Source organism: Bradyrhizobium sp. USDA3010 (genome assembly GCF_056429065.1).
Window position 1 is genome coordinate 145892 of record NZ_JBWJZD010000002.1, and the last position, 17890, is coordinate 163781.

Sequence of the window (17890 nt, forward strand, 5' to 3'; positions counted from 1 at the left end):
CGGCCGGGGAGCTGCGGGAGGACGCTCAGCCCTGGCCGAGCAGTTCCTTGATCCGCCGCTGCAACTGCCGTTTCTTGATCTCGCTGCGGCGGACCCGCTCGTCAAGATCGCTCACAGGGGTATCCGACGTCATGACCCGGAACGCGAGGCCGACCTTGTTGGCCTGGCGCCAGATCATGCGCGCCAGGAACGAGCGGCCCTTGCGCGCGACGCTGAGATTCATCTCTTCGGGCAGCCGCGTGGCATCGCCAAATTCGACGCAGGCACCGCCTTCGCTGATGTTGCGGACGACGCAATCCATCGTCGAGCCACGCTCATTGATCTCCGCAACCGCACCGTAAAACACCTTGTCACGTGGGCTCTGGCGCCGGTCCTGCATGGGAAATCCTCCTAAATGAATGGCAGGACTGTACCGGTCCGGACCCGCGAAAAGAAGGGTACGAACGGAACCCGTTGTAGTTAGTGTAAATTGTTTGCATCTGTGAAGGTCAGGATTCCCGGCTATTTTGCGCCGCAAACGATCCGAAAAGTCAGTTCGGCACCCGACTTTGCCGCCAATCACGCGGCGACAGGCCGTAATGGTCGCGGAATACGCGGCCGAAATGCGAGAGATCGTTAAAGCCCCAGGCGAACGCGACCTCGCCGATATGGCGATGCGCGTGTGCCGGTGAGGCGAGGTCGCGCTTGCAGCGCTCCAGCCGCTGCGCCAGCACGAAGCGCTGGAACGAGGTGTCCTCGTCGGCCAGCAGGCTGTTGACGTAGCGCGGCGAGATGCCGAGCGCCGCGGCGGTTTCGCTGAGGCTGAGCTCGGGGTTCGGCAGATGCGCGAGCACATGCGCCTTCAGCCGGTAGAGCAGGGCGGAGCGGTGCGTCGAAGCCGGTAGCGCCGCGCCGCCGAGCCGCTCGCTGATCGCCATAGCGAGCAGGTCGGCGGCCTGATCGGCGAGGCGGATCGCATTATCAGGATCGAGCTTGTCGGCGATCTCGGAGAGCCCGCTGATGAACTGCCAAGCGAGCCGCTGCACCGGGCGATCCGATGTGAACGTGGTCGCCGTCAGGCCTTGGGTGCCGGCAAAGCGCCGGTGCAGCATCGCGCGCGGCACCTGGAAGATGGTCTGCGTGAAGTCGTCGTCGAAGCGCAGTTCGTACGGCCGGGTGGTGTCGTAGAACGCAAACTCGCCCGGCCGGATCACGGTCTCGCGGCCGTCCTGCACCACGCCGCCCGCGCCACTTTGGCCAAGCGCGAACAGAACAAAATCCTCGCTGGTGCGTGCGATCCGTGACGGTGTGCGCAGCACCCGTTGCCGGCCCGACGAGACGACGGAGCATTTCACCGCGCCGAGTTGCGCGCTGGTGATGGCGCCGTGGAAGGCGGTGCCGAGATCGGACTTGCAGTCGAGTTGCACGAACACGTCGCAGACGATGTCCCGCCAGAGCGCGAGGCGCCGATGCGTGGGCGCGCCTTCCGTGGTGAACAGGGCCGGCATGATTTCCTCCCTTCACGAGTGCAAACGCTGGCCACGCAAACAAAGCAAGCTTCGTACCGGGGACGGCTGGGGAATCTCCTCCGCAGTCGAATTTTCCTTCCGTCCTGGTCGAACGGCGCTCCCGGTCCCGGGGCAGCATGATGTCAGAGGCGGCTGGGCCCGATCAAGTACGAACCGGCCCGCGTCGCCGGCCACGAGGAGGACATCATGGGCATCGAACATCCGAAATATCGCGTTGCGGTGGTGCAGGCGGCCCCTGCCTGGCTCGACCTCGACGCCTCCGTGGCCAAGAGCATTGCGCTGATCGAGGAGGCCGCCGCGAAGGGTGCAAAACTGATCGCGTTCCCCGAGGCCTTTATCCCCGGTTATCCCTGGTACATCTGGCTGGACTCGCCGGCCTGGGCGATCGGGCGCGGCTTCGTGCAGCGCTATTTCGATAACTCGCTGAGCTATGACAGCCCGCAGGCCGAGAAGCTGCGGCTGGCGGTGAAGAAGGCCGGTATGACCGCGGTGCTGGGCCTGTCAGAGCGCGACGGCGGCAGCCTCTATCTGGCGCAATGGCTGATCGGGCCCGACGGCGAGACCATCGCCAAGCGGCGCAAGCTGCGGCCGACCCATGCCGAGCGCACCGTCTACGGCGAGGGCGACGGCAGCGACCTTGCGGTGCACGACCGCCCCGGCATCGGCCGCCTCGGCGCGCTGTGCTGCTGGGAGCATCTGCAGCCGCTGTCGAAATACGCGATGTACGCCCAGAACGAGCAGGTGCATGTCGCGGCCTGGCCGAGCTTCTCGCTGTACGATCCGTTCGCGCCGGCGCTCGGCTGGGAGGTCAACAACGCGGCCTCGCGGGTCTACGCCGTTGAAGGCTCGTGCTTCGTGCTGGCGCCCTGCGCCACGGTCTCGCAGGCGATGATCGATGAGATGTGCGACCGCGACGACAAGCACGCGCTGCTGCATGTCGGCGGCGGACACGCTGCGATCTACGGGCCAGACGGCAGCTCGCTCGCCGAGAAGCTGCCGCCCGATCAGGAAGGGCTGCTGCTCGCCGATATCGATCTCGGCGCGATCGGCGTCGCCAAGAACGCCGCCGATCCGGCCGGGCATTATTCGCGGCCCGACGTCACGCGTCTGCTGCTGAACAAGAAGCCGTCGAAGCGCGTCGAGCACTTCGCGCTGCCGCTCGACAGTCTTGAGGAGGTCGACGCGGCCGCGAGCTAACGTATCAGGGCAACATCCAACCGGAGGCGACTGCCATGGAATCCGCGATTCCTTCCCATCTGCAAACGGCGCGCTCCCGTCATCGTCGCGTGCCCGACGATTACGCGCCGCCTTATCCCTCGTTCGTCGCGCGCCACAAGCCCGCGGTCGCACGCGTCATCATGGCCTATTTCGGCGTGCAGGTTCGCGGCGAGCCGACCGCAGCAGTGGCCGAGGCGCTGGCATCGATCGCAACGCGCTTTGCCGGCGAGAACGGCCCGACGCATTGGGATCGTGCGCAATATGTCGACCAGGCCGGCTTCACCAACGTCGTCTCGGTCGCCTATTGGGACGATGCCGGGCGTTTCGACGCCTGGTTCGCCGGCGCGCGCGCGGCCTGGACCGGCGGTGGCGCCACCGATGGCGTCGGCCGCTTCATCGAAGTGCTGCGGCCGCATGTTGCGCGCTACGAGACGTTGTTCTCGTCGCTCGGCCGGCCCGAGGGCGTCGCGGTCCTTGCCGACGGCATGAGCGGGGAGGTGCAGGAGCATGCCTACTGGGGCGGCATGCGCGACCGCATTCCGCTGTCGCAGACCGACGCGATGACGCCCGGCGGCGAGCCGCGCGTGATCCGCGACGGCGCGCGCATCCGCGTGGTCGCGCAGGACAATCTCTGCCTGATCCGCTCCGGGCAGGACTGGAGCGACACCGAGGCGTCGGAGCGCAAGATGTATCTCGACGATGTCGAGCCGGTGCTGCGTGAGGGCATGGATTTCCTGCGCGACGATGGCATGCCGATCGGCTGCTACGCCAACCGCTACATGCGCGTCGTCGACGCGGATGGACGACTGACGGAAAAGTCCTACGGCCAGAGCTGGTGGAAGAGTCTCGCGGCGCTGGAGCGCTGGGCGGAGTCGCATCCGACCCATGTCAGGATCTTCGGCGCGGCGATGAAGTATCTGTCGACGTTGGGACCGGCTGCAAAACTCAGGCTGTATCACGAGGTCACGGTTGCCGCCGCCGACGAGCAGTTCTTCGAGTACCTCGGCTGCCACGAACGGACCGGCATGCTCAACGCGGTGCAACTCGCGGCGGCGCCATCCGCCTGACGCGGGGCGCCGGGTCCGAGCAGGGGCCGCATCGAAGCTGCATTCAAAATATCGAAAACAACCCCATGCAAAGGGGCCAGCGGCCGCGGGCGTTCGACACGGCAACTTGACTCGTCGGGCAAATCAGCGGCATTATTCTATTATTCCGAAATCGTACCGGCGCCCACAGCTTGCTCAGCGTCATCACCCGCATGCGCATGCGGGTGATGAGTATTCCAGAGACCGCAGCACTTGAGCCGAAGGGCCGCGGCGTCAGACCGTTCTAGCCAAACTTCTAAGGCCGCAGCCGGCCGCCGCGTTCCGTGATGGCCTGCGCCAGTTCGACCGCCGGGCCGCGTCTGGTCCGGCGGGCGGTGCGGACCACGAACTCGACGCTGCCGAGCGGCGGCAGGCCTGACGCCGGCATCGCTTCGAGTCCATCCGGGATCAGGCCCTGCGCCTGCGGGGTGATGCCGAGCCCGGCGAGTGCTGCGGCGCGCAGGCCGCTCAAACTGCCGCTGGAGCAGACGATGCGCCAGGGCCGTCCGAACCGCTCCATCGCCTCCAGCACCACGCTGCGGCTGACGCTCGGCGGCGCGTAGAGGATCAGGGGCAGCGGCTCGCCGGGATCGAGCCGCATGCCCGGCGCGGCGGTCCACACCAGGTGGTCCTGCCAAACCAGTTGCCCCAGCGCGTCGCCGGGCCGGCGCTTGCCGAGTACGAGATCGAGCTCGCCGGCGTCGAGCTGCTGGTACAGCACGGCGCTGAGGCCGATCGTCAGCTCGAGATCGACCTGCGGATGGCGCCGGACGAAATCGCGCAGCAAATCGGGCAGGCGCGAACTGGCAAAATCCTCCGCGGCGCCGAACCGGACCTTGCCGCGCACCTGCGACCCCGCGAAGTAATCGTGGGCGCGCGCATTGGCCTCCAGGATCGGGCGCGCAAAACCCGTCATCGCCTCGCCGTCGGCGGTGAGCACCACCGAATGGGTGTCGCGCACGAACAGGCGGCGCCCGGCGGCAGCCTCGAGCTTGCGGATGTGCTGGCTCACGGTCGATTGCTTCAGGCCGAGGCGGCGGCCGGCCTCGGTGAAATTCTGCGTCTGCACCACCGTGAGGAAGGTTTCGAGCTGGGTCGGGTCGAGCATGGCGGCGATCCGTCATTACGTAACGCAATGATAATAACACCGGTAAGCGCGGTTCACAATCGGCACGGGGATGCGCACCTTCCAGTCGAGGAAAGGAAGCCACCATGACCATCAGCCGCCTGCGCTCATTTGTGCCTGTCGACCCCTACATCGCCGCCATCGTCGGTATGGTTGGCCTCGCCACCTTGCTGCCGTTGCACGGGCAGGGCACCGTGATCGGCGGCTATGCCACCGAGGTGGCGATCGCGCTGCTGTTCTTCCTGCACGGCGCCCGGCTGTCGACGACCGAGGCGCTGGTCGGCGCCCGGCACTGGCGGCTGCACCTGGTGATCTTCCTGTCGACCTTCGCGCTGTTCCCGCTGCTCGGGCTCGCAGCCCATGCGCTGGCGCCGCATCTGCTGACGCCGGCACTGTGGGCGGGCGTGATCCTGATTTGCATCCTGCCGTCGACGGTACAGTCGTCGGTCGCCTTCACCTCGATCGCGCACGGCAATGTGTCGGCGGCGCTGTGCTCGGCGACCGCCTCCAATCTGCTCGGCATCGTTGCGACGCCGCTCCTGGCGGGCGTGCTGCTCTCCAGCCATGGCGGGTTCTCGGGTAATGCCGCGCTCGACATCGTCGTGCAGCTGCTGCTGCCGTTCGTGGCGGGACAATTGTCGAGGCCGCTGATCGGCCGCTGGGTCGAGCGGCACCATGCGATGCTTGGCCTGGTCGACCGCGGCTCGATCCTCTTGATCGTCTACACCGCGTTCAGCGATGGCGTCAGCCACGGCATCTGGCACCAGGTGAATGCGAGCCAGATGGCCATCGTGCTCGGCCTCGATGCGCTGCTGCTGGCGATCGTGCTGCTGATCACCAATTTCGGCAGCCGGCTGCTCGGCTTCTCCCGCGCCGACCGCATCGCCATCATGTTCTGCGGCTCGAAGAAGAGTCTGGCGAGCGGATTGCCGATGGCGAGCGTGCTGCTCGCCGGGCAATCGGTCGGCCTGATCGTGCTGCCGCTGATGCTGTTTCACCAGATCCAGCTGATGACCTGTGCCGCGCTGGCGCGTCGTTATGCGGGGGCTGAGGAAGGGGCATCACGTGATGCCGCCCCGGTGCACGCGTAGGCATTTCGCCCTCGCTGTCGTCCCCCGGCTTGACCGGGGGACCCAGTACGCCGCGGCTTCTCCGTGAACGACTGGTGTCTCTGGAATACTGGATCGCCCGGTCGAGCCGGGCGATGACGCTGTTAGTGAGGTGAGCGAAGGGTCTTCACGCCAAGCCTCACGCCACGCGCAGGCCCTTCGCGATTTCCTTCTGCGCGTCGAACTCGCGGCGCAGGCGGGCGAGTTCCTCGGCGCTCAGCGCATCGGCATTGCTGTAATCGCGCTTCCACGACGCGTCCTCGCTCCAGCGCAGCGGCGATTGCACGGTGGTCTGCGGACCGGGAGCTTGCTCAAGTACACGCAGCGCCAGTTCCAGCGTAAACGCCTGCGAGGCCTCGTCATGCGGCTTGCCGGCGGAATTGCCGAGGGGGAAATCCGAGAACAGGAAGCGGGGCACCGCGGCGTGCTCGACGATGTCCTTGGCGCAGCCCATCACGACGGTCGGGATGCCGTTGGCTTCGAGATGCCGCGCGACCAGGCTGACCGTCTGGTGGCAGACCGGGCAGTTCGGCACCAGCACTGCGGCGTCGACCTCGTCGCCGCGGCAGCGCCTGAGGATTTCGGGCGCATCGGTCTCGATGGTGGCGCGGTGGCTGCGGTTGGTCGGTGCGCCGAAGAAGCGCGGCGCGACCTCGCCGATCTTGCCTTCCGCGGCGAGGCGCTTGAGTTGCGCCAGCGGGAACCAGGTGCCGCTGTCGGTCGCCGTGGTGTGGGTGCGGTCGTAGGCGATGTGCGAAATCCGCAAATCGTGCGGCTGCGACGTGTCGCCGTCATAGACCGAATAGAATTTTGCCCCGCCATTGTATTTTGCGCCCGGGCCCTGGTCGCCCTGGGCGGGATCGAATGGCGCCGCGGTCGTGATGATGGCGACGCGGGACTGGCTCAGCGGTTTCTTCAGTGGCTGGAACGGGGCGGAGGTGTAGTGCGCCCAGCGGTAGGGGGTGGTGTAGCCGATCGCCGCGTAATAATCGCGGGTCCGCTTCATGTAGCCGATCGGGGCGTCGTCGTCGGGGGCAAAGCCTGTTTGATCGTCGGAGGCTGCGGCCATTTTGCGCTCCCTTTTGCGCGCCATGATTTCAGTCCATAGCTAGACCACGAGCCTGCGGTGTCAAGCCGCGCCGCACGGGAACAGATTTGCGATGCGACCAGGTCTTTGCGCCGCATGGGTCATTCTTGTGTTGCTGGTGTCGCCGGCCGGCGCGGACGACGCGCCTGCCGCACCTCCGCCGCCGTCGCCAGGCGCCGAGCAGCCCGGAACGCCGCCCGCGGACAAGCCCGCCGAGAAACCCGCGGCCGCTCCGGCGGAGCAGCCAGCGCCGCTGCCGGGTGAACAGGCCACGCCATCAGCCGGGAAACCTGCCGCACCTCCGGCAGACGCGCCCGCGCCACCTGCCGAGACGCCCGCAGCCGCGACCGACAAGCCCGCAGACGATGCGCGCGAGAGCGACACCCGCGAGGCGATGTGCCTGATGATCGAGTCGGCGGCGCGGGCGAACGATTTGCCGCTCGAATTCTTCGCGCGTGTGATCTGGCAGGAAAGCCGTTTCCAGGCCGACGCGGTCGGGCCCGTGACCCGGAGTGGCCAGCGCGCGCAGGGCATCGCGCAGTTCATGCCGGGCACGGCCAGCGAGCGCGGGCTGCTTGATCCGCTCGATCCGGTGCAGGCGCTGCCGAAGTCGGCCGAATTCCTCAGCGAGCTGCGCAACCAGTTCGGCAATCTCGGCCTCGCGGCCGCCGCCTACAATGCCGGCCCGCGCCGGATCCAGGACTGGCTCGCCGGCTCCGGCTACATGCCGCAGGAGACGCGCAACTACGTCTCCGCGATCACCGGCTCGAGCGTCGACGACTGGGCTGCCGCCGGCCGCAACGGCAAGATGCCACAGCGTGCGCCGACCACGAGCTGCCGTGAGCTGATGGCATTGTTGAAGCGCGCGCCCAATCCGTTCGTGGCCGGGCTCGAGCAGCACATCACGCTGTCGGCGGCCAAGGTATGGGGCGTGCAGCTCGCCGCCGGCTTCAGCCGCGACAAGGCGCTTGCGATGTATGCCCGTGCCATTAAGCGGCTGTCGAACGTGATCGGCGATCAGGATCCGAGCCTGCTCGGCTCGCGGCTGCGCAGCCGCGGCAGCGCGATGTTCTACCAGGTGCGCATCGGCGCCGACACGCGCCCCGAGGCCGACGGCCTGTGCAACCGCATCCGCAAGGCGGGCGGGGCGTGCTTCGTGCTGAAGAACAGGGCGTGATGCTGTAGCCCGGATGGAGCGAAGCGAAATCCGGGGCCGCTCTTGCAATAGGTGAGAGCTTGTCCCGGATTGCGCTGCGCTTCATCCGGGCTACCGTGGCGCATACCCGCCGTGCGCCGTCCATTGCTTGACCCTGCGTTGTCTGCGCCCTAAGCCGCCGACATTGCAAAACCATCCGGCTTCCCGTGGCGCTTCCTCCGCTCGATTCTCCGCAATGGCAGACCTCGTTCCGCGCCTTCCTGTGGGGCGCGCGGTCGATCGGCGCCACCGTGCTGACGCTGGTGCTGTTCGCGACCTATCTCGGCATCGGCGCGCTGGCGCATGATTCAGGCTTCTCGCTGGGCTGGACCCTGGCGAGCACGGCGTTCGTCTGGGCTGGCCCCGCGCAGATCATCGTCATCACGACGCTCGGCTCCGGCGCCACGGTGCTGCAATCGGCCATCGCGGTCACCGTCAGCGCGATCAGGCTGTTTCCGATGGTGGTGTCGGTGTTGCCGATGATGCGCACCGAGGACACCAAGCGGCGGCATCTGATCCTGGTGGCGCACCTCACGGCCGTGACACTGTGGGTCGAATGCTTCCGCTTCCTGCCGCAGGTGCCGCGCAACAGGCGGATCGCCTTCATCCACGGGCTCGGCTGCGGGCTGGTGTCGGTCTGCCTGATCGCGAACACGATCGGCTACACGCTCGCGGCCAACCTGACGCCGCTATTGGCCGCCGGCATGCTGATGCTGACTCCGCTCGCCTTCCTGTTCTCCACCGCGCGCAACTGCCGCGAGCTCGCCGACGTCATCGCGCTGGTGCTTGGACTATTGCTGTTCCCGCTGGCGGCGATGCTGAACAGCGGCGTCGACATCCTGGTCAGCGGCGTCGTCGCGGGAACCATCGCCTATGGCGTGCACCGGGCGAGGGCGGGCATCGTGAGGGCGGGCGCATGAGCAGCTTCATCGGCGACTGGCACGCGCTCGCGATCCTGTTCGTGGCCGGCGTCATCCCCAACCAGATCTGGCGCATGCTCGGCCTGTGGTTCGGCGGCGGCATCGACGAGAACTCCGAGCTGCTGGTCTGGGTGAGGGCGGTCGCCACCGCGATCCTCGCCGGTATCATTGCGCAGATCGTGGTGCAGCCGCCGGGCGCGCTCGCCAGCGTGCCGGACTGGCTGCGCTACAGCGCCGTCGCCGCAGGCTTCGTGGCGTTCATGCTGGCGAGGAAATCGATCTTCGCCGGCGTGATCGTGGGCGAAATCGTCATGCTGTCAGGCAAATACTGGCTCGGCTGATTGCGGCGACCGCATTATCCGTTACTCTCGTTCTCCAAGAAAACAATAATGGGGAACGTCATGCAGCGGCGCGCATCATCGGCCTTCATCGTGGCTCTGACTGCCATGCTGACCGCAGCGCTGCCTGCGCGTGCCGCGGATTATCCGACGCGTCCGATCAAGCTCGTGGTGCCCTACGCCGCGGGCGGCCCGACCGACGTGCTCGGCCGCATCGTCGGCGAATATCTCGGGCGCGATCTCAAACAGGTGGTCGTGGTCGAGAACAAGGCGGGCGCGCAGGGCGCGATCGGGGCCGAGGCGGTGGCGCGCTCCGATCCCGACGGCTACACGCTGTTCGTGACGGCGGCTTCGATCTTCGTGCTCAATCCGCTGCTCTACAAGAAGCTGCCCTACGATCCCGCCAGGGATTTCCGCCTGCTGTCCGTGATCACGGATGCGCCGATGATCATGGAGGTGCATCCGTCCGTCCCGGCAAAGACGATCGCGGAGTTCGTCGCCTACGCCAGGAAGAATCCCGGCAAACTCAATTTCGGATCGGCCGGCACCGGCGGCACCGTTCACCTCGCCGGCGAGATGTTCAAGCAGATGGCCGGCGTCGAGATGACCCACGTGCCCTACAAGGGCGCCGGACCCGCGCTGACCGATCTCCTGTCGGGCAACATCCAGCTGATGTTCGACACGCTCGGCACCGCGCTGCCGCCGGTCAAGTCCGGCATGCTGCGCGCACTCGCCGTCACCTCGACCGAGCGCATCCCCGACTTGCCCGATCTGCCGACGATTGCCGAGAGCGGCTACCCCGATTATGCGGTCAGCGTCTGGTATGGTATTGCAGCGCCGTCGAAAGTACCTGACGACATCGTGGGCAAGATCAAGGCGAGCCTCGACCGGGCCTTGAACGATGAGGCGTTTCGCGCTTCGCTGGTCAGGATCGGTTTTCCGCCGCTGCGCGTAAAGAGCCAGGCCGAGATCGACAAATTCGTAGGTGCCGATCGCGCGCGGTGGGCGGGCGTGGTCAAGGCGCTGAACATATCGTTGGACTGACACATGGTACGTGAAATGGAATTGCGCCAGGGCGAGGTCGCCGTCGATATGCCGACGGCACGCGACGCCGGGCTCGTCTTCATCGGCCGTATCCGCACGCCCTGGACCTCGCGGCTGGCGACGCCGCGGCAGGGGCGGCATGACGGTCCGGTGTGCCGGCTCGAGATCTTCGAGCCCTGGGTCGCCGCGATCAAGGGCGTCGATTTCTATTCGAACCTCGAAGTGCTGTACTGGCTGCACCAGTCGCGCCGCGACATCGTGTTGCAGAGCCCGAAAAACAACGGCAGCACCCGCGGCACCTTCTCGCTGCGCTCGCCGGTGCGCCCCAACCCGATCGGGACCTCGATCGTCAAGTTGGTCGGTGTCGAGGGCAACGTCATCCTGGTGCGCGGCCTCGACTGCCTCGACGAGACGCCGCTGATCGACGTCAAGCCCGACCGCTGCGAATTCACCCCGCTGGCCCCGCCACAGGCCGGGGATTTCGAGACGGAGTAAGATTTGTAGTCCGGATGAGCGCAGCGATATCCGGGAAGAACGGCGAGACGGGCCCCGGATGTCGCTTCGCTCATCCGGGCTACGTGGCGGGATGCGCGGCGCGGTTACTTCAACGCCGCGATCAGCTTCGCCGCATTCGCCTCCAGCACCTTGCCGTCTTCCTTGTGGCTCGCAGGCGGCAGCAGCGCAACGCCGTCCTTGCGCGGCATCACGTGCATGTGCAGGTGGAACACGACCTGGCCGCCGGCGGGCTCATTGAATTGCTGCACGGTGATGCCGTCGGCCTCGAACGCCTTCATCGCCGCAGCCGCGATCTTGTGGGCGGCGCGTGCGACATGGGCGTAGTCGTCCGCCTTGATGTCGAGGATGTTGCGGGCAGGGGCCTTTGGAATGACAAGCGTATGCCCGGGCGAGCGCGGCATGATGTCGAGGAAGGCGAGTACGTGCTCGTTCTCGTAGACCTTGTAGGAGGGAAACTCGCCGCGCAGGATTTTTGCGAAGGGGTTGTTGATGTCATAGGCGGCGGGCATGGCGGCGGCTCCTCGGATTTAGCTCTTTGTTGAGGCATGATCGTTTCGGAAAACCGCGTCACACTTTTCCGGATCATGCCTTAATGTCTCGGTCGCGGCTGAAACGTCAAGCGTCGTCGTCGACGGTCTTGCGGAACGGACCGGCCTCGGCCAGCTCGCGGCCGACCTCGGCGACATAGTCGCGCTCGCGCTTAAGGTAATCGGCGATCGCCCGGCGCAATCCGGGATCGGCGATGAAATGCGCCGAATAGGTGGTCTGCGGCAGGTAGCCGCGCGCCAGCTTGTGCTCGCCCTGCGCGCCGGCTTCGACCACCTTGAGCCCGCGCTGAACCGCGAAATCGATCGCCTGATAGTAGCAGACTTCGAAATGCAGGAACGGGTGGTGCTCGATCGCGCCCCAGTTGCGGCCGAACAGCGTATCCGAGCCGATGAAGTTGATCGCACCTGCGATCCAGCGGCCGTTGCGCTTGGCCATGACCAGCAGCACGTCCCGGCTCATGCTCTCGCCGATCAGCGAGAAGAATTCTCGGGTGAGATACGGCCGGCCCCATTTGCGCGAGCCGGTCTCCATGTAGAACTCGAAGAACGCGTCCCAGGCGTCCTCGGTAATATCCGAGCCGGTCAGCCAGTGGATGGTGATCCCGGCGGTAACCGCCTCACGGCGTTCGCGCTTGATGCCCTTGCGGTGACGCGAGTTCAGCGATCCCAGGAAATCGTCGAAGCTCTTGTAGCCTTGATTGTGCCAGTGGAACTGCTGGTCGGTTCGCTGCAGGAAGCCGTGTGCGCCGAGGAATTTTGCCTCGTCCTCGCGGGCAAAGGTGACGTGCACGGAGGAGGCTTCAGTGGCGCTGCAGAGCGCCCGCAGGCCCCGCGCCAGCGCCGAGCCAATCGCCTCGCGGTCGACACCATCGCGGATCAGGAGCCGCGGCCCGGTCGCGGGCGTGAAGGGGACGGAGACCTGCAGCTTCGGATAGTAGCTGCCGCCGGCGCGGTGATAGGCCTCGGCCCAGCCGCGGTCGAACACGTATTCGCCCTGCGAGTGCGATTTCAGATAACACGGCACGACGCCGACGATCCGGCCATCGAGTCTTGCGATCAGATGCCGCGGCCCCCAGCCGGTCCGCGGGCAGGCCGAGTTGGAGGCCTCTGCGGCGGCGAAAAAGGCGTGGGAGACGAAGGGGTTATAGCTCGAACTTGCGACCGTCTGGCAACCGCTTGCGGAGCCGGGCGAGGCCAGCGTGTCGAGGTTGTGGATGCTGTCCGCATCCGCCATCGGATTGGCGCAGGCGTCCCATTCGGCGGCCGGAATGCCGCCGATGTCAGCCACAGCCTCTAGGGTGATTTCAGACGACGCCATCGAGAGTGAAGACCGGTGCCTCTTTTGAGCATGATCTTTCCGGAACAGCTGGCTCCACTTCCGGATCATGCTCCGCATTCCGCCATCGCCGATGACGACCAACTCCCGACAAGATCGTGCGTCGCAGCGACGAGTTCAAGACTGCCGACGACATGTCAGGTTCCCGGCACAAATCCCTCAAAGATCATCTGGTCGGCGTAGCGGGTCGCGCGCTCGCGCTGTTCCGCCGTCCGCACGGTCCAGGCCAGCAGCGGGCAGCCGAACACGTTGCGGGCGATCCAGGGCGCCGGCGCCGGGAGCTGGTTGACCCAGAAGGCAACGAAATGCGGCTCGGTCTTGAAGCCGTGGCGCAGATACAGCATGCCGTCGCGCTGGGCCGGCGTCAGCTTGGTCCAGGAACTGTCGTCATAGGTGCGCTGGGCGGTGATGCCGCGCGGCAGGTTCGGCATGGTCTCGCGCAGTGCCAGCACCTGGTCGGGATCGAACGACATGCCGACGACAGGGCCGGAATAGGACGACAGCACCTCGGCCATCCGCCGAACCAGCTTGCGGTCGCCGTCGAAATGGCTCTTCACCTCGACCACCAGCGGGACGCGGCCAGCGACCAGCGCGCAGAGATCGCCGAGTGTCATCATCTGCTCGGAGGTGCCCTTGAACGTCACCGCCTTCAGCTCGGCTGCGGTCTTGGTCGACAGCAGGCCGGAACCCTCGGTGAGGCGGCCGAGCGCATCGTCGTGATGCACCATCGCCTCTCCGTCGGCGGCGAGCTGGATATCGCACTCGATCGCGAAATTGCCGGCGACCGCGGCACTGGCCGCGGCCGGCATGTTCTCGATGACGCCGCGTGCGGCATCGTGCAGGCCGCGATGGGCGACCGGCCGTTTGGTCAGCCAATCAGGGGCGCGCATCGATCAGGCGACTTCGAACACGCCTTCGACCTCGACCGCGGCGTCGGCGGGCAGCGAGGCGACGCCGACGGTGGTGCGGGCATGGCGGCCCTTGTCGCCGAACGCCGCGACCATCAGGTCGGAAGCGCCGTTCAGCACCTTCGGTCCGTCGAAGAAGTCCGGCGCCGAGTTGATGAAGCCGCCGAGCCGCACCACGCGCACGACCTTGTCGAGATCGCCGAGCGCGGCCTTGACCTGCGCCAAGAGGTTGATCGCGCAGCCCTGCGCCGCGGCGACGCCTTGCTCGAGCGTGACGCCGGCGCCGAGCTTGCCCTTGGCGATCAGCTTGCCTTCGGCGTTGAAACAGACCTGGCCCGAGACGAACAACAGGTTTCCGCTGCGGACGAAGGGGACATAGTTCGCGACCGGGGAGGTCGGCTCCGGAAGTGTGATGCCCTGTGACGCCAGTTTCTGTTCGACGGTACCCGCCATTTTTGTCCCTCAATTGGATTTGCACGAAGCCTGAAACGCGGTCAGGGCCAAGTTTGTTTCGATTGTTTCGCGCATCGTGCCGCCGGTTGCAAGCGACGGTAAGGTGGGGCGGCGCGGCCGTGACGTGCGGAATCGCACGGAGAACTGCCGGAAAAGACGGCAAATTCGCTGTTACATTGCTATTTTGTCAGACTTGCCCCAGTTGCGGCGCAATACCACCGTCACTATTGTGGCGAATCCCTGCCTCCTCGAGGAAAAACCATGACCTTGCCGTTTCGGAATCCGTCGCGTGCCCTGGTGCTCACGATCGCCGTTGCCGCAGGAACCGGTCTGGTTCATGGGGCGGCTGCTGCGGCCGGCGGGCCGTTTCTGGCGCATCAGGCGCTGTACGATCTGAGCCTCGTGAAATCGCGCGGCTCCAATTCGGTCAGCGATGCGCGCGGGCGCATCCTGTACAATTTCTCCGGCAGCTCCTGCGAAGGCTACACCTCCGAATTCCGCCAGGTGTCCGAACTCGACAGCGGCGAGGGCAAAGTGACGCTGTCCGATCTGCGCTCCACGTCCTGGGAGGACGCGTTGGGCAAGAGCTACCGCTTCAAGATCGATACGCGGATGAACGACAGTGACTCGTCGCCGGTCGACGGCATCGCCGAGCGCGTGGGCGATCATATCACCGTGAAGCTGACCCAGCCGGTGAAGAAGACGTTCAATCTCGACGGCAAGATCGTGTTCCCGACCGAGCAGATCCAGCACATCATCGCGGCCGCCCGCGACGGTAAGTCGGTGCTCGAACAGACCGTCTATGACGGCTCAGACAATGGCGAGAAGGTCTACAATACGCTGACCGTGATCGGCCGGCCGATCGCCGGCGACCGCGCGCCGTCATCGCCCGATCCGTCGACCGCGAGCGATGCGATGAAGACCATGACGCGCTGGCCGGTGACGGTGAGCTACTACGACAGCGACGCGCGCGCCAAGGATGGCGAGCAGACGCCGGTCTACGCGATGTCGTTCGAGCTCTACGAGAACGGCGTCTCCCGCGCGCTGGTCCTGGATTACAACGACTTCGTGATCTCGGGTGCGCTGGACAAGTTCGACGTCAGGGATTCCAAGCCCTGCAAGTGAGCTACCCATTCGGCGTCGTCCCGGCTTTCGCCGAGACGACAGCGGAGCAAGCCTGAGACCGCTCTGGCCGGAACCGTCCGACACGAGTACGCTTCCCAAAACACGCGTGTCAGGGAGGCACTTCATGAGCAAATCAGACCATCTGCGCCCCAGCGGCCTGCATCACAATCCGGCTTACTCTCACGTCGTGGTCGCGTCGGGCGCGCGCACGATCTACATTTCGGGGCAGGTGTCGGTCGACGAGGAGGGCCGGGTGGTCGGTGCCGGCGATCTCGCCGCGCAGACGACGCAGGTGATGCAGAATCTCGGCATGGCGTTGAAAGCCGCCGGCGCGAGTTATTCCAACATCGTCAAGATCACGACCTTCGTCGTCGGTTACAGGCCGGAGCTTCGCCCGATCATCGGCAAGGCGCGCTCGGCGTTCTTCGAGGGCATGGAGCCGCCGGCCTCTACGCTCGTCGGCGTCACCGCGCTCGCGGCGCCGGAATGGCTGATCGAGATCGAGGCGGTGGCCGTCGCGGATTGATGAGCTCATCGTGACGCTGAAGGTACCGTCACCCTGAGGAGCGCGCATCGCGCGCGTCTCGAAGGGCGACGGCCCGAGTCTTTCCGCGCATCCTTCGAGGCTCCGCCCAGCGGCGCAATTGCGCCGCAAGGCTCGCACCTCCAGCGACAAAGGCGAAGCCTTTGCGCGGGGATGACGTCAACTGAGAGCTAATCCTCCGCGTTCTTTCCCGGTCCCTCATAGGCAATGCCCCGGATCACGGCGGCGTTGCCGAACTTCTTGCGGAGATTGTCGATCGCGCGTTCGGCGTGCGCCGAGCGGCGGTCGAGCATGTCGGAATCGTTGGCCTGCGCGCCCGGGCGGAGCGCGCTGACGCCGGCGCCCATCAGGCGGAACGCGGTGCCGTCGATCTCCTTGGCCAGCATCTCGCGCGTCACCGCAAAGATCTTGGCGGCCAACTGGGTCGGCGTCTGGATCGATTGCGAGCGCGTGCGCTGGCGGAAGTCGGCGGTCTTCAGCTTCAGCGTGATGGTGCAGCCCGAGAGGTCGCTGCTCTTCAGCCGCGCCGAGGTCTTCTCCGACAGCTTCCAGAGCAGCTTTTCCAGGATTGCAAAATCGCGGATGTCGGTCTCGAAGGTGGTCTCGCTCGAGATCGTCTTGGCGCCGCGATCGGGGACCACGCTGCGGTCGTCGATGCCGCGCGCCAGCCGCCACAGCCTGCGGCCTTCGCTGGCGAACTGCTTCATCAGCTCATTCTCGTCGGCGCGCTGCAGGTCGGCGATGACGCGGAAGCCGCGCTGCACCAGCTTCTCCTGCGTCGCAGGGCCGACGCCGTAGATGAAGCCGACCGGTTTGCTGGCCAGCATCTCGCGCGCTTCGTCCTGGTCGAGCGCGGCGAAGCCCCTGGGCTTGTCGAGGTCGGAGGCGATCTTGGCGAGGAACTTGTTGCAGGACAGCCCGACCGACACCGTGATGCCGATATCGCGCTCGACGTCGCGGGCGAATCTGGCGAGCACCTTGGCCGGGATCATGCCGTGGACGCGCTGGGTGCCGGAGAGATCGAGGAAGGCCTCGTCGATCGACAGCGGTTCGACCAGCGGCGTCAGCGCCTGCATCGCCTGGCGCACCTCGCGCCCGACCCGGACATATTTCGCCATGTCGGGCGGGATCACGGTGGCGTCGGGGCAGAGTTCCAGCGCCTTGAACATCGGCATCGCCGAGCGGACGCCGTAGGTGCGGGCGATGTAGCAGGCAGCCGATACCACGCCGCGCTTGCCGCCGCCGATGATGACGGGACGGTCGGCGATCTCAGGATTGTCGCGCTTCTCGACGGTGGCATAGAACGCGTCGCAATCGATATGCGCCAGCGCCAGCGCAGGCAGGGTGCGATGACGCACCAGCCGCGGCGAACCGCAATGGCTGCATCGCTTCACCTTGATTTCGAGATCGCCGAGGCAGTCTCGGCAGAAACTGAGGGGGCCGTCGGGAGCTGGCGCTGCCGTCGTCACGGCACGTCGCGCTCCCATTTCGGGTCGCCCAGCACCTGGTGGGCGGCAGCGATGTTAGTCGGGTGCAGTTCGGAGGCTGCGGCGAACGCCTTCACGGTGGCATCGTCGCGCATCACGAAATCGAGCACGCTCGCAAGAAATTGAGGATTGGACGCAGCGTTCCGCAGCGTCTCCGGACCGATTCCGGTTTCGGCCAGGAACAGACCCAGCCGCTCGGGATCGCCGGCAATGAAGCCGAGCGCCTGAATCGCAACGATTTCAGCGACTTCCCGGGGGTTGTGAACAGGCTTTTTCAACGCGCCGGTTTGCCTTTCCGTTAACTTATGGTCTCTATTGAGAGGCCCATCATGCCCGAGTCTTC

General features: G+C 66.1%; 20 protein-coding genes. 10 read left to right on the forward strand and 10 right to left on the reverse strand.

The genetic code is table 11. The annotated features are described in order from the left end of the window. Window positions 1-25: 25 nt before the first annotated feature. Entirely contained in the window at window positions 26-379 is a 354-nt protein-coding gene (locus AC066Y_RS03655) for a PilZ domain-containing protein (RefSeq protein WP_478272707.1), read from the reverse strand. A gap of 151 nt (window positions 380-530) precedes the next feature. Further along, on the reverse strand, window positions 531-1487 hold the full coding sequence (locus AC066Y_RS03660) for an AraC-like ligand-binding domain-containing protein (protein WP_478272708.1): 957 nt from the start codon (window positions 1485-1487) through the stop codon (window positions 531-533). Between the two features lie 207 nt (window positions 1488-1694). On the opposite strand from AC066Y_RS03660, the gene AC066Y_RS03665 reads away from it, so the two are divergent. Both AC066Y_RS03665 and AC066Y_RS03670 read left to right on the forward strand, forming a co-directional pair. After that, window positions 1695-2705 carry a carbon-nitrogen hydrolase family protein gene (locus AC066Y_RS03665; RefSeq protein WP_478272709.1) on the forward strand — a complete coding sequence of 337 codons (1011 nt, stop codon included), beginning with the start codon at window positions 1695-1697 and terminating at the stop codon, window positions 2703-2705. Between the two features lie 35 nt (window positions 2706-2740). Further along, complete coding sequence (locus AC066Y_RS03670) at window positions 2741-3793, forward strand: phenylacetaldoxime dehydratase family protein (protein ID WP_478272710.1); 1053 nt, start codon at window positions 2741-2743, stop codon at window positions 3791-3793. 274 nt (window positions 3794-4067) lie between these two features. Here AC066Y_RS03670 and AC066Y_RS03675 read toward each other — a convergent pair whose 3' ends face one another. Beyond that, window positions 4068-4919, reverse strand: a complete 852-nt coding sequence (locus AC066Y_RS03675) for a LysR substrate-binding domain-containing protein (protein WP_478272711.1) — start codon at window positions 4917-4919, stop codon at window positions 4068-4070. Window positions 4920-5023: 104 nt separating this feature from the next. Between AC066Y_RS03675 and AC066Y_RS03680 the strand changes: the two genes are divergently transcribed. Continuing rightward, window positions 5024-6028, forward strand: a complete 1005-nt coding sequence (locus AC066Y_RS03680) for a bile acid:sodium symporter family protein (protein ID WP_478272712.1) — start codon at window positions 5024-5026, stop codon at window positions 6026-6028. Window positions 6029-6185: 157 nt separating this feature from the next. On the opposite strand, the gene AC066Y_RS03685 is transcribed toward AC066Y_RS03680, so the two are convergent. Beyond that, on the reverse strand, window positions 6186-7115 hold the full coding sequence (locus AC066Y_RS03685; RefSeq protein ID WP_478272713.1) for a glycine/sarcosine/betaine reductase selenoprotein B family protein: 930 nt from the start codon (window positions 7113-7115) through the stop codon (window positions 6186-6188). A gap of 91 nt (window positions 7116-7206) precedes the next feature. Between AC066Y_RS03685 and AC066Y_RS03690 the strand changes: the two genes are divergently transcribed. From AC066Y_RS03690 to tsaA, 5 genes are all read left to right on the forward strand, one after another. Further along, entirely contained in the window at window positions 7207-8310 is a 1104-nt protein-coding gene (locus AC066Y_RS03690) for a transglycosylase SLT domain-containing protein (RefSeq protein ID WP_478272714.1), read from the forward strand. A gap of 185 nt (window positions 8311-8495) precedes the next feature. After that, window positions 8496-9248, forward strand: coding sequence for an AzlC family ABC transporter permease (locus tag AC066Y_RS03695; RefSeq protein WP_207830035.1), 753 nt, complete (start codon window positions 8496-8498; stop codon window positions 9246-9248). Then, window positions 9245-9589 carry an AzlD domain-containing protein gene (locus tag AC066Y_RS03700; protein ID WP_478272715.1) on the forward strand — a complete coding sequence of 115 codons (345 nt, stop codon included), beginning with the start codon at window positions 9245-9247 and terminating at the stop codon, window positions 9587-9589. The genes AC066Y_RS03695 and AC066Y_RS03700 overlap by 4 nt, the downstream gene beginning before the upstream one ends. A 60-nt stretch (window positions 9590-9649) precedes the next feature. Beyond that, window positions 9650-10630, forward strand: a complete 981-nt coding sequence (locus AC066Y_RS03705) for a Bug family tripartite tricarboxylate transporter substrate binding protein (protein WP_478272716.1) — start codon at window positions 9650-9652, stop codon at window positions 10628-10630. A 3-nt stretch (window positions 10631-10633) separates the two neighbouring features. Then, window positions 10634-11125 carry a tRNA (N6-threonylcarbamoyladenosine(37)-N6)-methyltransferase TrmO gene (gene tsaA, locus AC066Y_RS03710; RefSeq protein WP_092114822.1) on the forward strand — a complete coding sequence of 164 codons (492 nt, stop codon included), beginning with the start codon at window positions 10634-10636 and terminating at the stop codon, window positions 11123-11125. 104 nt (window positions 11126-11229) lie between these two features. On the opposite strand, the gene AC066Y_RS03715 is transcribed toward tsaA, so the two are convergent. From AC066Y_RS03715 to AC066Y_RS03730, 4 genes are all read right to left on the reverse strand, one after another. Beyond that, window positions 11230-11655, reverse strand: a complete 426-nt coding sequence (locus tag AC066Y_RS03715; RefSeq protein WP_478272717.1) for an HIT domain-containing protein — start codon at window positions 11653-11655, stop codon at window positions 11230-11232. Window positions 11656-11761: 106 nt separating this feature from the next. Next, entirely contained in the window at window positions 11762-13012 is a 1251-nt protein-coding gene (locus AC066Y_RS03720; RefSeq protein WP_478272718.1) for a GNAT family N-acetyltransferase, read from the reverse strand. A 155-nt stretch (window positions 13013-13167) separates the two neighbouring features. Next, window positions 13168-13920 (reverse strand): glycerophosphodiester phosphodiesterase, encoded by a 753-nt coding sequence (locus AC066Y_RS03725; protein ID WP_478272719.1) that lies wholly within the window; start codon window positions 13918-13920, stop codon window positions 13168-13170. A gap of 3 nt (window positions 13921-13923) precedes the next feature. Next, a complete protein-coding gene (locus tag AC066Y_RS03730) occupies window positions 13924-14391 on the reverse strand; it encodes a RidA family protein (RefSeq protein ID WP_021078295.1) in 468 nt (155 codons plus the stop codon). A 261-nt stretch (window positions 14392-14652) separates the two neighbouring features. Between AC066Y_RS03730 and AC066Y_RS03735 the strand changes: the two genes are divergently transcribed. Together AC066Y_RS03735 and AC066Y_RS03740 are read left to right on the forward strand one after the other, a co-directional pair. Then, window positions 14653-15516, forward strand: coding sequence for a cell envelope integrity EipB family protein (locus tag AC066Y_RS03735; protein ID WP_478272720.1), 864 nt, complete (start codon window positions 14653-14655; stop codon window positions 15514-15516). 124 nt (window positions 15517-15640) lie between these two features. Continuing rightward, entirely contained in the window at window positions 15641-16042 is a 402-nt protein-coding gene (locus AC066Y_RS03740) for a RidA family protein (protein WP_212318637.1), read from the forward strand. Between the two features lie 188 nt (window positions 16043-16230). On the opposite strand, the gene AC066Y_RS03745 is transcribed toward AC066Y_RS03740, so the two are convergent. After that, complete coding sequence (locus AC066Y_RS03745; protein WP_478272721.1) at window positions 16231-17547, reverse strand: DNA polymerase IV; 1317 nt, start codon at window positions 17545-17547, stop codon at window positions 16231-16233. Beyond that, window positions 17526-17825, reverse strand: coding sequence for a DUF3572 domain-containing protein (locus AC066Y_RS03750; protein WP_050425563.1), 300 nt, complete (start codon window positions 17823-17825; stop codon window positions 17526-17528). Before AC066Y_RS03750 ends, AC066Y_RS03745 begins: the two co-directional genes overlap by 22 nt. Window positions 17826-17890 lie beyond the last annotated feature (65 nt).